The 14339-nt window shown below is 52.9% G+C and carries 12 protein-coding genes; 4 read left to right on the top strand and 8 right to left on the bottom strand.

The annotated features are described in order from the left end of the window. Window positions 1-46: 46 nt before the first annotated feature. From KGP16_RS17560 to lrhA, 3 genes are all read right to left on the bottom strand, one after another. Window positions 47-721 carry an NADH-quinone oxidoreductase subunit B family protein gene (locus KGP16_RS17560; protein WP_021178525.1) on the bottom strand — a complete coding sequence of 225 codons (675 nt, stop codon included), beginning with the start codon at window positions 719-721 and terminating at the stop codon, window positions 47-49. A 15-nt stretch (window positions 722-736) separates the two neighbouring features. Further along, on the bottom strand, window positions 737-1177 hold the full coding sequence (locus tag KGP16_RS17565) for an NADH-quinone oxidoreductase subunit A (RefSeq protein WP_021178526.1): 441 nt from the start codon (window positions 1175-1177) through the stop codon (window positions 737-739). Between the two features lie 702 nt (window positions 1178-1879). Further along, the gene (gene lrhA, locus KGP16_RS17570) at window positions 1880-2818 is read right to left on the bottom strand and encodes a transcriptional regulator LrhA (RefSeq protein WP_037375525.1); all 939 of its coding nucleotides are present in this window, start codon (window positions 2816-2818) and stop codon (window positions 1880-1882) included. A gap of 837 nt (window positions 2819-3655) precedes the next feature. On the opposite strand from lrhA, the gene KGP16_RS17575 reads away from it, so the two are divergent. Continuing rightward, window positions 3656-4870: a pyridoxal phosphate-dependent aminotransferase gene (locus KGP16_RS17575; protein ID WP_021805995.1), complete on the top strand. Its 1215-nt coding sequence runs from the start codon at window positions 3656-3658 to the stop codon at window positions 4868-4870. 97 nt (window positions 4871-4967) lie between these two features. Further along, entirely contained in the window at window positions 4968-5567 is a 600-nt protein-coding gene (gene yfbR, locus KGP16_RS17580) for a 5'-deoxynucleotidase (RefSeq protein WP_025122801.1), read from the top strand. A 41-nt stretch (window positions 5568-5608) separates the two neighbouring features. On the opposite strand, the gene KGP16_RS17585 is transcribed toward yfbR, so the two are convergent. The 5 genes from KGP16_RS17585 to yfbV all read right to left on the bottom strand — a co-directional run bounded on the left by KGP16_RS17585 (window position 5609) and on the right by yfbV (window position 10215). Beyond that, the gene (locus KGP16_RS17585) at window positions 5609-6283 is read right to left on the bottom strand and encodes a hypothetical protein (protein WP_037375528.1); all 675 of its coding nucleotides are present in this window, start codon (window positions 6281-6283) and stop codon (window positions 5609-5611) included. A gap of 189 nt (window positions 6284-6472) precedes the next feature. Beyond that, window positions 6473-8305 carry an SLC13 family permease gene (locus KGP16_RS17590; RefSeq protein ID WP_223500061.1) on the bottom strand — a complete coding sequence of 611 codons (1833 nt, stop codon included), beginning with the start codon at window positions 8303-8305 and terminating at the stop codon, window positions 6473-6475. 96 nt (window positions 8306-8401) lie between these two features. Then, a complete protein-coding gene (locus tag KGP16_RS17595) occupies window positions 8402-9058 on the bottom strand; it encodes a sugar phosphatase (RefSeq protein ID WP_024529586.1) in 657 nt (218 codons plus the stop codon). A gap of 21 nt (window positions 9059-9079) precedes the next feature. Further along, the gene (locus KGP16_RS17600; protein ID WP_021178532.1) at window positions 9080-9574 is read right to left on the bottom strand and encodes a YfbU family protein; all 495 of its coding nucleotides are present in this window, start codon (window positions 9572-9574) and stop codon (window positions 9080-9082) included. A gap of 185 nt (window positions 9575-9759) precedes the next feature. Further along, complete coding sequence (gene yfbV, locus KGP16_RS17605; protein ID WP_025122796.1) at window positions 9760-10215, bottom strand: terminus macrodomain insulation protein YfbV; 456 nt, start codon at window positions 10213-10215, stop codon at window positions 9760-9762. A gap of 403 nt (window positions 10216-10618) precedes the next feature. Here yfbV and ackA point away from each other — a divergent pair, with 403 nt between their 5' ends. Both ackA and pta read left to right on the top strand, forming a co-directional pair. Beyond that, window positions 10619-11821 carry an acetate kinase gene (gene ackA, locus KGP16_RS17610; RefSeq protein ID WP_021806000.1) on the top strand — a complete coding sequence of 401 codons (1203 nt, stop codon included), beginning with the start codon at window positions 10619-10621 and terminating at the stop codon, window positions 11819-11821. 101 nt (window positions 11822-11922) lie between these two features. Continuing rightward, window positions 11923-14082: a phosphate acetyltransferase gene (gene pta, locus KGP16_RS17615; protein ID WP_037375617.1), complete on the top strand. Its 2160-nt coding sequence runs from the start codon at window positions 11923-11925 to the stop codon at window positions 14080-14082. Window positions 14083-14339: the final 257 nt, after the last annotated feature.

The raw sequence follows: 14339 nt of genomic DNA on the forward strand, positions 1-14339 counted from the left end.
GCTGTGTTAACCAATAGCGCACTAAGATGGACGTTAAATGAACGTCTTAAATCTCGTCAGGCGACCGAAGGTTGGTTACCGCAATACGCTCGGCGTGCTTACGTTCTTTTTCTGATGGCATATTGGCGCGGTACACGCCCTGATCGCCAACGACCCACGACAGCGGGCGACGTTCTTTACCAATAGATTCCTGCAGCAGCAGCAGTGCCTGCATGTAAGCTTCCGGGCGCGGTGGGCAGCCAGGAATATACACGTCGACCGGCAGGAATTTATCCACGCCCTGGACTACTGAGTAGATATCGTACATGCCGCCTGAGTTGGCGCAGGAGCCCATCGAGATCACCCATTTAGGCTCCAGCATTTGCTCGTACAAACGCTGAATGACCGGGGCCATCTTGGTAAAGCAGGTGCCGGCAACGACCATAAAGTCGGCCTGGCGTGGGGAGGCACGCAATACTTCCGCACCAAAACGCGCCACGTCGTGAACGGCGGTAAACGAGGTCACCATTTCCACATAACAGCACGAAAGGCCGAAGTTATACGGCCAAAGAGAGTTTTTACGCCCCCAGTTCACCATGTCATGCAAAGCATGTTCGAGTTTACCCATGTAAACCGTACGGTGAACCTGCTGCTCAAGGGGATCGCCTACGATCTCCTGTTTTTGCAGGGGATAACGGTCGTTCTCACCGTTCGGGTCTATGCGGGTGAGCGTATAGTCCATCTTAATGCCTCGCTGTTACTGCGGATGACTGTTGCTAGCGTTCTTGATGATAGTTGGCTTACTCAAACGCTTGGAGCGCGTTGGAGTCCAATCCAATGCGCCGATACGCACCAGATAAACCAAACCAGCCAATAACACCAAAATGAAAATGGCGGCTTCGATAAAGCCTACCCAACCGCTCTCACGAATCGAGACCGACCAGGCGTACAGATATAAGGCTTCAACATCGAAAATGACGAAGAACATGGCCACCAGGTAGAACTTGGCGGACAGACGCAAACGCGCCGTACCGACCGAGTCGACCCCGGATTCATAAGGGGTGTTTTTGGCGCGAGCCTGGGCTCTCCCACCCAAGAAGAACGCACCCAGCAGCATGAAGCCGCAGAGCCCGATAGCCATGATAAGAAATACGGCGAACGCCCAGTGATGAGCGATGACTTCAATGGTTGTTGACATACTCTATGCTTACTCATCAAAAGTGGCGTCGATCGTTCTGCTCTTGTAACTGGCAGTTAGTGCACCACATCGATTTAAGGGAAGGATAAATAACCACACAAACAAGCTGCTTTTACAGAGAGTTAGGCAGTGTTTTACTGTGGGCTTTTTACTCCTTTCTATAACCTTCTGTCAACTTTGACAAAAGTATCTACACACTAATTTACATACGAAGCATTTAATTAACATATGATGCGCTTGGCTTAGGCTAAATCGTGTCAGTTGATTGCTCAACGGAAACAGATAGATATAACCCCACAGGCACATTTCACTTTTACTATACCATTCTCTCAGGAATTCCCTGTTGTTCCACTCACTACCTAGGGGTATTTTTTTGATCCAGGACACGTTTCGGGCAGAAATCCTCAAAAAAAGTGTGGCGGTTTAACAATTTTTGTCAATTTCAGGTAAAAAAACGTCAGCGTAAAATAGCAAAATAACCCCATCAACTCCAGGTATTTACTCATTGTTATCACTGCATAAAAAACGAGCAATGTGAAAAAATGCGGGTTTCACCTGCTAGAAACCATGAATAAATACCCATTTGGCATCGCATTTACCTTCAACACGCCAAAATTCTTGATTTCATTTTTTTGAGCTAAAAAAAACCTCCGCCGTGGCAGAGGTTTGTAACTTTTACTATGGCTAGCTTAGGGTAAAACGCTACTCTTCGCTATCCGCCACGCTGGAACCTTCATCGATCACCGAAGATTCGCCGCCGCCGAAGTGGTAAATCTCACTGCCGTTTTGCACGGCACTGAAGATCGCCATGGCCAGTTCATTTTCGCACTTCATGTCTTTGCATAGCGCATACTGCGTATCAGGAAGATGCGGTAAACCTTCCGCCGCGCCCAGAACTCGCAGATCTGGGCTCATCATTTCGATTGGCCGCACGGTGATCCCCAAACCTGCCCGGCACGCCGCGCGCACCGCAGAAAGCGTAGAGGCCACGTAGGCAATACGCCAAGGAATATCGGCAGCTTCGAGGTGCTTGATCGCCATCGCTCGGAACGGGCTTGGCTCATCCATCACCACCAGAGGGATCGGTTCCCCCGCCTGGTAATGGTAATCCGCCGAGCAGTACCACAACGTTGGAGATGTACGCAGAATGATGTGCGGATGCCCTTCGGTATCCACGGTGGTGATGGCCAGATCCACTTCGCCATTCTTCAGCATGTCGATCATGAACGGACTACGCTTCACCCGCACATCAATCGCCAGCTTGGGATAGACCGACGTCACGCGGTTTAGCAAGAAAGGCAAAATGGTATCGGCGGTATCATCAGAAGCACCGATAGTCAGAACGCCGTTGATATTGTTGTACATCAAGGAGGCACAAGCTTCGTCGTTGAAGCGCAGGATTTTCCTGGCGTAGCCGAGAAGCTGGATACCATGTTCGGTTAACAATTTATTGCGCCCATGACGGGCGAACAACTCTTTGCCAACCAATTGCTCTAACCGCTGCATTTGTTGACTGACTGCGGACTGAGTACGACACACGGCAACGGCAGCAGCCGCAAACGTATTCAAATCAGCAACAGCAACAAAAGTTCTTAGCAGATCGAGGTCGAGATTAAGTATCGGACGATTTGCACTTGTCATAGTGTTTTCTTCACTTTTTAAATTCTAATTTACAAACTACCCTGGTGTATTTCTAAGACGCAGCTTAAAAGGGCATGCGCCACTTATGACAGTACCCCACTCATTAGAAGAGGGCAAAAAAATTACTTATATTTCGTTATCTGCATCGCTTTTTATCCGTGATCTATCGCAACGGCTTATTGATAGTGGTGAAAGTTACGACGAAAAGTGCTTACCCTTATAAGCATTGATAATCCTATGCGGGCAAAATCCCCCCTTTCCTCCCGGTTACCTCGATCTCTGGCCGCCAGAGACCATGACAGCATTGTTGTTTTCTGTACAAAATATTAACAACCCCCCCGTATATCGAACGACGCATCGATTAGGGAATTTAATAAATTCAAGCAGTAAGTCTTTTGATTATTAAAAGACGCTGACTATTACTTAAATAAAATTTAAGTTAATTACTGAAGTGGACCTAATGTAATTCTACTTCAACTCAGTGTGGTATTGTCAGTACAGACAAGAAACCAGATTAATCCCATATTACTATCTTTAAGCGGCTTTGGCGTTTTTCTGGCGCTTGGCATACACATTTATGCGGTTAACTGATAAAAACCCTTTACGTGACAAGCCCTTCCGTCGACATATAAACCTTAAAATAGTGACGCCATCAGATTTAAACACTGAAAAAACGATCAATACAGACGGTTATTGTCTTAAAAAGCGATTTTTGCCGATCGTTTTCACCAAAGCAATGCATAACCCTTCAAAAGCCCGGCCTCCAGGAGTACATTGGACGGATTGCGGTGTTCCACGGTAGGAACGGCCCTATCTTAGCAAAAGGCTCAACTTTCTATGTCCCCCATTGAGAAATCCAGCAAACTGGACAACGTCTGTTATGACATTCGTGGCCCGGTACTCAAAGAAGCTAAACGTCTTGAAGAAGAAGGCAATAAAGTCCTCAAGCTGAACATTGGCAACCCCGCCCCGTTCGGCTTTGATGCCCCCGATGAAATTCTGGTCGACGTGATCCGCAATCTGCCAACGGCACAAGGCTACTGCGACTCCAAAGGGCTCTACTCGGCGCGCAAGGCAATCATGCAGCACTATCAGGCACGTAACATGCGTGACGTGACCGTTGAGGATATCTACATCGGCAATGGCGTTTCTGAGCTGATCGTGCAATCCATGCAAGCGCTGCTGAACATCGGTGATGAAATGCTGGTACCTGCGCCAGACTACCCGTTGTGGACCGCCGCCGTGTCGCTTTCCAGCGGCAAGGCCGTGCACTATATGTGCGACGAAGAATCTGGCTGGTTCCCGGATCTGGACGATATTCGCAGCAAAATCACCCCACGCACCCGTGGCATCGTGATCATCAACCCTAATAACCCAACCGGTGCGGTCTACAGCAAAGAACTGCTGGAACAGATCGTCGAGATCGCCCGCCAGCATGACCTGATCATCTTTGCCGACGAAATCTACGACAAGATCCTCTACGACGAGGCAGAGCATCACTCGATCGCCGCATTGGCCCCAGATCTGCTGACCGTCACCTTTAACGGCTTGTCCAAAACCTATCGCGTTGCCGGTTTCCGTCAGGGCTGGATGGTGCTCAACGGGCCGAAGAAACATGCCAAAGGCTATATTGAAGGGTTGGAGATGCTGGCTTCCATGCGTCTGTGCGCTAACGTGCCAATGCAGCATGCGATCCAGACGGCACTGGGGGGTTACCAGAGCATCAGCGAATTTATTCAGCCTGGTGGCCGCCTGTATGAACAACGCGACCGCACCTGGGAACTGCTAAACGAGATCCCTGGCGTTTCCTGCGTGAAACCTCAGGGTGCCCTCTATATGTTCCCACGCATTGACGCCAAGCGCTTTAACATCCGCGACGACCAGAAGCTGGTGCTGGATCTGCTGTTGCAAGAGAAGGTGTTACTGGTACAGGGCAGCGCGTTCAACTGGCCTTACCCAGACCACGTCCGTATCGTTACGCTGCCCCGCGTGGATGAATTGGAAATGGCGGTGGGCAAACTGGGCCGCTTCCTGGAAACCTATCACCAGTAATTTTGCCGGGCGCGGTTCGCTGCGCCCTACAATTCCGAGGGATGTACTTAGCTCCATAGCGTATAATGCTCTCACATGCCGTTGTAGAGAGAGCACCATGAGCCAGAGCCACTTCTTTGCCCACCTGTCCCGTTTGAAACTGATTAGCCGCTGGCCGCTGATGCGCAATGTGCGTACCGAAAACGTTTCCGAACACAGCCTGCAGGTCGCCTTTGTCGCCCATGCGCTGGCCGCGATCAAAAACCGCAAGTTTAACGGCAACCTGAATGCCGAACGCGTGGCGTTGTTGGCGATGTATCACGATGCCAGCGAAGTGCTGACCGGCGATATGCCCACTCCCATCAAGTATTACAACCCGCAGATAGCCCACGAATACAAAAAAATCGAGAAGATTGCCCAACAAAAGCTGTTGGAGATGCTGCCGGAAGAGTTACAAAACGATTTCCGCTCGATCCTGGATGAGCACCATCACAGCGAGGATGAAAAGCTGATCGTGAAGCAGGCCGATGCGCTATGCGCGTATCTGAAGTGTCTGGAGGAGCTGTCGGCGGGGAATAATGAATTCAAGCTGGCTAAGGCACGCTTGGAGAAGACGTTGCAGCTGCGTCACAGCCCAGAAATGGATTATTTTATGCAGGTATTCATCCCAAGCTTCAGCCTTTCGCTGGATGAAATCAGCAGCGACTCACCACTGTGAGTTTAAAGCCAGGTGCTTTGCACCTGGCAGTCTGAGACACCTTAGCCGCAGGTCGTACCTTCCGGCATTTCTACCGTGAACTCCTGCTCCACCACCGAGCGTAAATCGATACGCTGGAAAGTTTGTGTGACCAGGAAGCGGTAAATTTTATCCTGTGGGCATTGGTTGCCAAAGTAAGAAGCCTGGGCCTCCAGCACCGGTTTTTTATCGCTGTTAAACATACTCAGCAGGAAACGGCGCTCGGTGTAGTAGTCCCTTTTCTTCGAATAGCCAATGATCTCTCTGGTCATAATGGCCTTGGTGGTGCAGGTCGCCTTTTCCCCTTTCTTGGTATTTTCAGTGGTGCATTCGGTGGTCTCACCGGTGGCCACATCCCCGTAATCCGCGCTGGTATATTCATGTACCCGGGTGTTTTTATCTACGTCCAACACCACAAACAGCTTGGGCACCACACCGCCATTTGGCAGGTTATCCTCGGTATAAACGCGCTGAAACCCCTTTGCGCGCAAAAACGTCAGCGTATTACCGAAGAAGTGTTTCGCCAGCATCGGTTCATCAGAATCTGAGGCGACAAGCACCAACACTGGCGCATTCTTATCAAAGGCATAACCCGGATCGGGCACCGAATTGAGAGAGCCACTCATGTATCTCGCACAGCCGGACAGCAACAACAGAGAAGCTAAAGTAAGGGTTATAAATCCATGTTTCATTTTCATGGCAACTCCAGAAGGATCGCTAAACTAAGCCTGGGCGACACCGGTCGCCGTAAAGCCTCAACGAGCTGCAGCATGAGCCGATAAAATGCCAAAACTCTTTATGGTTTCGGTCGTTAGCTACTTAAGCGCATTCTCAAGAGTCAATAAAGTGCCTTTACTCATTCCTGACATAAAACGCAAACTGTGTGCTTAAAACGCATACAACCAAGGCACCAATATCACGCTGACAATCATCACCAGCACGGTGAACGGCACCCCAATTTTCAGAAAATCGCCAAACTTGTAGTTTCCCGGTCCCAACACCAGCGTATTGACCGGCGATGACACCGGCGTCATAAAGGCGGCGGAGGCGGCAATCGCGATAATCATGGCAAACGGATAAGGCGAAACGCCCATTTCACGGGCCGCAGCAATGGCAATCGGTGCCATCAATACCGCCGTGGCGGTGTTGGAGATAAACAGCCCTATGGTGGCGCACAGGACAAACAGACAGGCCAGCATGACGTGCGGCCCGGCATCACCGGCAACATCCATCAACCCACGGACGATCAGATCGACCCCGCCCGTTTTCTGCAACGCTTGGGCAAAGGGCATCATACCGACGATTAAAATGATGCTCGGCCAATGGATCGCCTTATAGGCACTTTCCATATCGATGCAGCGAAAGCGCCCCATCAACAGGCAAGCGATCAGTGCGGCGATCGGATTCGGGATCTCGTCGGTCAGCATCATTGCCACCATCAGCGCCAGACAGAACAGCGCATGAGGAGCCTGGGTGATCGCCGGTGCCACTTCGTCCACTTCGGCGGGCAGGTTCAAGACGATAAAGTCATGGGTTTTGGCCTGCAGTTGGCGGATTGCTTTCCAGTCGCCGATCACCAACAGAATGTCCCCCAGGCCCAGCGGTTCATCCACCAGCTTGCCTTGCAGGGTTTCACCATTGCGGCGGATACCGACCACGTTGAGATCGTAACGGCTACGGAAAGCGGCATCGCGCACGCTTTTTCCCAGCAGGGCCGATTCAGGGATTAGCGAAACTTCGGCCATGCCCACGTTGCGCGACTGTTCGGAGAAATATTCCCCCCGCAGCACCATGGGCTCAAGCTGTTGCTCACTACAGAACTGACGCAGATCGATATCACAATCCGTCATGTCGATCAGCAGTACGTCCCCTTCGCGCAGTTCCGTGCTGCCAAAGGCGCTGATCATCACCCGGCGGAAACGCTTCCAGCGCTCAATGCCGATAACGTTGGCGCTGTAACGCGCGCGCAAATGCAGTTCATCCAGCGAACGGCCAATCAGTGGCGAACCGCTACGTACCGCCAAACGACGCGCCCGCCCGGTGAGCTTATAGTCGCGGATTAAATCGCGGAAAGTCCGACGCTCCCAGGCCGACTTGGTTTTGGTGCCGCCGCTGTCGCCGAGCCAGCGGCGCGCAATCAGCATGTAACCCACGCCCAACAGCAACACCACCAAACCAATTGGCGTGACGCCAAAGAACCCGAAACCAGTGATGCCTTCACGCACCAGTTCGCTGTTGACCACCATATTCGGCGGCGTGGCGACCAGCGTCATCATGCCGCTGATCAAACCGGCAAAGCTCAGAGGCATCATCAGCCGCCCTGGGGAGATTTTCATGCGTACCGCGACGCTGAGCACCACGGGGATAAAGATGGCTACCACCCCGGTTGAGCTCATAAAGGCCCCCAGCCCGGCAACGGTAAACATCAGCAGCATCATCATCTTGGTTTCACTGCTGCCCGCCACTCTCACTAACCAGTCACCAACCTGATAGGCCACCCCGGTGCGCACCAACCCTTCGCCAATGACGAACAGGGCGGCAATCAGAATAACGTTAGGATCGCTGAAGCCAGCCGTTGCCTCTTGCAAGCTCAAGGTTCCACTTAGCACAAACGCAATGATCACCAACAGTGCCACCACATCCATACGCAGCTTGTTGGTGGTAAACAGCACAATGGCTATTAACAATAAACTCAAAACCCAAAGTAATTCGCTGTTCAAAACGGCCTCATTCTGCAGTGATCCCGGCATAAGAAATTAGCATAAAAAAACCCCGCCGATGCGGGGTCTAATCAAATTGGGGTAATAAAGTGCAGATTAAGCAATAAGTTCGATGATTGCACCCTGTTCGGACCTGGTTATCTTGAGCTGTTCCAAGGAGGAAAGGATCAGATCCACCTGGTTTAGTTTCGGTGCGTCTGCCGGTGCATTTACCGCAATCACCTGGCAGCCAGCTGCCAAACCGGAAAGGATCCCGGCTGGGGCATCTTCCACCACCACACAGTCCTGCGGTGCCAGCCCAAGGCCTTTTGCCCCCAACAGGTAGGCGTCTGGATACGGTTTACCTTGTTTGACCAACTCACAGGTGACAAACACTTCAGGAAGTGGCAACCCACCGGCAATACGGCGTGCGTTAGCTACTGGCACGGAACCCGAGGTGACAATCGCCCAAGGTATCCCCAACGCATTGATCTGCTCCAGCAAGGCCAATGCACCAGGCAGAGCGTTGACGCCGTCGGTATCCTCTGCTTCCACCTGCTCAAGCAGTTTGAACTCATGCTGTAGTTCAGCCTCGGTGGCATTCGGCATAAAGTGACGCAGCGAGGTGATCGCCTGTTTCCCGTGGATAAAGTCCAGCACCTGTTGCGGGCTGATGCCATGGCGTTCTGCCCAATGCGTCCAGGCTCGCTCTACTGCCGGTAATGAATCTACTAACGTTCCATCAAGATCGAACAGAAAACCCTTACACTCCACGGGAAACCCCTCTACGTTTAATCAGGCATTGATGATTTGCGCAATCTCGACGGCGCTCAAATGATACTGGCGTGGGCAGGATAGCCAGATACTCAGCATGCGCTGGTATTTTTCCCACATTTTGGTTTGGGCGTTAAACCCGTGGCTACCAGAATCGAAATGAGTATACCGCCCTTCCGTGTTCACCAGGAAACGCACATAGCTCAGGTAGCGTGCTTCGGTTGCGGCATCAAAACCCAGGAATGCCAGGCGACGCGCGTCCAACCCCTGGCGATCCTTGAGGTTCTCCCAGGAAACCTGGAGCGCATGGTGCATTTCCATGATGTTGATGATGGTGCGGCACACTTCTTCGCTCATCTCACCAAAATCACGATCCAGCTCGCGCATTTGCAAACCAAAACCGCGCTCGATGATCGTCTGCAAGCGGCGGTAGCGCTCTGCATTGTCCGGATCGAGCATGGTCATCATCTTGTATTGATTCGACAAAATCAGCCGTTGGGCGTGAGTCATTTCCATTTCATTGTCCTCAGTTCTGCAAATTAACCAGAGCATCGCATGACTTCAGTATGGCGTGGAATCACAACTAACCCATTCTTTGATTTGAACCGGGATATTCGTCAAATGTGGGGAGTGGCCAGACATGATCCGGGCACGAATTTGCGGCATAAAGCAAGGCCGGCGAAATCCCGGCCCAGTGGCACTTAAAGATCGTCGAGGAAGGTTTTGTCCAACTGCTTGAAGGCTCGTTTCAGCACGTCCGCCAGCGCCTGGTAGGTTGGCGTCCCTTCTACGGGGGCAATCGCCTGCCCAGCTTCCGCCAGCTTGTTACGGACCTCATGGAACCATTGCAGCAAGGTTGGCGGCAATGGTGTCACGGAACGTCGGCCCAACCACCACAGCCCCTGCATCGGCAAGCTACAGGCAAACAGCGCGGTGGCAATCGCCGGGCCAAGCTGACCGCCGAGCGCAATCTGCCAGGTCAGGGTAAAAATCGCCAACGGGGGCATAAAGCGAACGGCAAAGCGGGTAGCGCGTGACACGCGGTTCTCAGGGAAAAGCGGTGCCAGCCGTTTGTCTGCTGGCCAGGTTTTCATGTAATGCTGCCCGCGCTGGAATATCTGAAACCAGCTTACGGAACCGGATGGTCTGCTCGTCATTGCGCACCTCAACTTCACGTATAAAAAATAAAATATTCTTGCAAACACACTAACAAAAAAGTTGAAGCTTTAAATTTATTTTGTGTTTGTGGCGGGCTATCGGTATCCTAAGCCGGCCATGTGCCGGTAGAAGATGACAGAAGATTTGTCAACTTTTAGCCCTATCTCCCTAATCCTGCCGTTGGCGGCCATGTGGGGCTAGGAAGCGGTAAAAATCAGGATCGCTTAAACCGCAGAGAAATCATCGGTTTTTTCATCATTATGTCCTTTGTATCACTGACATGATGTTAATCATAAATGTCAACGGCATTATGCGCTACGCTTGTTGTCTGATTGACGTTTTATTCACCACGTGTTTTTGGGTCTTCCTTAATACCAACACGAACTATAAGTAGGTACTTCCATGTCGAGTAAGCTAGTACTGGTCCTTAACTGCGGCAGTTCTTCCCTGAAATTCGCCATCATCGATGCAGCCAACGGTGAAGAATACCTCTCTGGCCTGGCCGAGTGCTTCCATCTTCCTGAAGCCCGTATCAAATGGAAAATGGATGGCGGTAAACAAGAAGCGGCACTGGGTGCCGGCGCAGCGCACAGCGAAGCGCTGAACTTCATTGTTAATACTATTCTGGCACAAAAACCAGAGCTTTCCGCCCAGTTGACCGCTATCGGCCACCGCATCGTGCACGGCGGCGAGAAGTTCACGGCTTCTGCCGTCATCAACGACGAAGTCCTGCAGGGTATCAAAGATTCGGTACCTTTTGCACCACTGCATAACCCGGCTCACCTGATCGGTATTGCTGAAGCGTTGAAATCCTTCCCTAATCTGGCTGATAAAAACGTTGCCGTGTTTGATACCGCGTTCCATCAGACCATGCCGGAAGAGTCCTACCTGTATGCCCTGCCGTACAGCCTGTACCGCGACCATGGCGTTCGTCGCTACGGCGCACACGGCACCAGCCACTTCTACGTGACTCAAGAAGCCGCGAAGGCGCTGAACAAGCCGGTTGAAGAAGTTAACATCATCACCTGCCATCTGGGCAACGGCGGTTCCGTAACCGCAGTACGCAACGGTAAGTGTGTTGATACTTCCATGGGTCTGACCCCGCTGGAAGGCCTGGTAATGGGTACCCGCAGTGGTGACATCGATCCAGCCATCATCTTCCACCTGCACGACGCCATGGGCATGAGCGTTGACCAGATCAACAAGATGCTGACCAAAGAGTCTGGCCTGCTGGGTCTGACCGAAGTCACCAGCGACTGCCGTTACGTTGAAGACAACTATGACACCAAGGCCGATGCCAAGCGCGCCATGGACGTCTTCTGCCACCGTCTGGCCAAGTATATCGGTGCCTATAGCGCCCTGATGGAAGGCCGTCTGGATGCTGTGATCTTCACCGGCGGTATCGGTGAGAACGCTGCGATGGTACGTGAGCTGACCCTGGATAAACTGGGCCTGCTGGGCTTTGAAATCGACCACGAACGCAACCTGGCTGCCCGCTTCGGCAAATCAGGCAACATCACCAAAGACGGCAGCCGTCCGGCACTGGTGATCCCGACCAACGAAGAATTGGTCATCGCGCAAGACGCTTCCCGTCTGACCGCTTAATGCTCTCCACACCGTCAGCCCAGGCTGGCGGTGTTGTTTTGAGCCTGTCATCTTTGTCTGCGCCCCCGTTGCAGGCAGAAAACCGTGAAGAGGACTATTCTGTGTCACGTACAATTATGTTGATCCCCACAGGCACCAGCGTCGGTCTGACCAGCGTCAGCCTGGGTGTCATCCGCTCCATGGAGCAAAAAGGCGTTCGCCTGAGCGTGTTCAAACCTATTGCCCAACCGCGTACCGGCGGCGATTCTCTCGACCAGACCACCACCATCATCCGCAGCAACTCGACCATCCCGGCGGCCGAACCCCTGCGCATGAGCTACGTTGAGAGCCTGCTGAGCTCCAACAAGCAGGACGTGCTGATGGAAGAGATCGTGGCCCGTTACCACGAAAACACCAAAGACGCAGAAGTTGTGCTGATTGAGGGCCTGGTGCCTACCCGTAAGCATCAGTTCGCCAACGCGCTGAACTACGAGATCGCCAAAACGCTGAATGCAGAGATCGTCTTTGTGCTGGCACTGGGTAACGATTCTCCAGCCCAGTTAACCGAGCGCATCGAACTGGCTCGCTCCAGCTTCGGCGGCAGCAAGAACAAAAACATTACCGGCGTGATCATCAACAAGCTGAACGCTCCGGTGGACGATCAGGGCCGTACTCGCCCAGACCTGTCCGAAATCTTTGACGATTCCACCAAGGCCAGCGTAGCCAACGTCGATCCTGCACAGCTGTTCGCCAACAGCCCGCTGCCGGTATTGGGTTGCGTGCCGTGGAGCTTCGAACTGATCGCTACCCGTGCCATTGATATGGCCCGCCACCTGAAGGCGCGAGTGATCAACGAAGGCGACATCATGACCCGCCGGGTGAAATCTGTGACCTTCTGTGCGCGTAGCATTCCGCACATGCTTGAACACTTCCGCCCAGGTTCCCTGTTAGTTACCTCTGCCGACCGTCCAGACGTGCTGGTTTCAGCCTGCCTGGCCGCGATGAACGGCGTGGAAATTGGTGCCATCCTGCTGACCGGCGGCTACGAAATCGATGCCTCCATCAACAAGCTGTGTGAGCGCGCCTTTGAAACCGGCCTGCCGGTGTTCATGGTTGACACCAACACCTGGCAGACCTCGCTGAGCCTGCAAAGCTTCAACCTTGAAGTGCCTTCAGACGACCATCAGCGTATTGAGAAAGTACAGAACTACGTGGCCAGCCACATCAACGCCGAATGGATCGAGTCCCTGACCGCCACGTCTGAGCGTTCACGTCGTCTGTCCCCACCGGCGTTCCGTTATGAGCTGACCGAATTGGCGCGCAAAGCGGGTAAACGCATCGTGCTGCCGGAAGGCGACGAGCCACGCACCGTGAAAGCGGCGGCCATCTGTGCCGAACGTGGTATCGCGGAATGTGTGCTGCTGGGTAACCCGGAAGAGATCAAACGCGTTGCCGCCGCGCAGGGCGTTGAGCTGGGTAAAGGCATCGAGATCGTCGATCCGGTTGCCGTGCGTGAACTCTATGTGCCGCGTCTGGTTGAGCTGCGTAAGAGCAAGGGCATGACCGAAGTGGTTGCGCGTGAGCAGTTGGAAGACAACGTGGTTCTCGGCACCCTGATGCTGGAGAAAGGCGAAGTTGACGGCCTGGTTTCCGGTGCCGTTCACACCACCGCCAATACCATCCGCCCACCGTTGCAGTTGATCAAAACCGCGCCGGGCAGCTCGCTGGTTTCTTCCGTGTTCTTCATGCTGCTGCCTGACCAGGTTCTGGTCTACGGCGACTGCGCGATCAACCCGGATCCAACTGCTGAACAGCTGTCTGAAATCGCTATTCAGTCTGCCGATTCCGCAGCCGCATTCGGTATCGAACCACGCGTAGCGATGATCTCTTACTCTACCGGTAATTCCGGTGCGGGTAGCGACGTTGAGAAAGTGCGTGAAGCGACCCGTCTGGCCCAGGAAAAACGCCCGGATCTGATCATCGATGGCCCACTGCAGTATGACGCAGCGATCATGGCCGACGTGGCCAAATCCAAAGCGCCTAACTCGCCAGTAGCCGGTCAGGCGACCGTGTTCATCTTCCCGGATCTGAACACCGGTAACACCACTTATAAAGCGGTACAGCGTTCTGCTGACCTGGTATCTATCGGGCCAATGCTGCAAGGCATGCGCAAGCCGGTGAACGACCTGTCACGTGGTGCTCTGGTTGACGATATCGTCTATACCGTAGCCCTGACGGCGATCCAGTCGGCTCAGGCTGATGCACAGGCTGCTATTGCCTGATGAGACAAAGGTGCCACAGCGGCACCTTTAGACTCTGCTAATACCCATAACGGCTCGGTGATCATCACCGGGCCGTTTTATTTTTGGCGTCAACAAAGAGCAAGCAATGCCCCCCGATGCCCCTCACCCTAACCCTCTCCCACAGGGAGAGGGGACCGATCGAGTAGATCTGAAAATTCGGTGACACACCTTGGATAAGGAGATGATCGGCCTGAGAAATAGGCCGATCGTCATGAGTGAAGGATATTAAAAAGTGT

This window comes from Serratia sp. JSRIV006 (assembly GCF_019968685.1).
GTDB classification, from domain to species: domain Bacteria; phylum Pseudomonadota; class Gammaproteobacteria; order Enterobacterales; family Enterobacteriaceae; genus Chania; species Chania fonticola_B.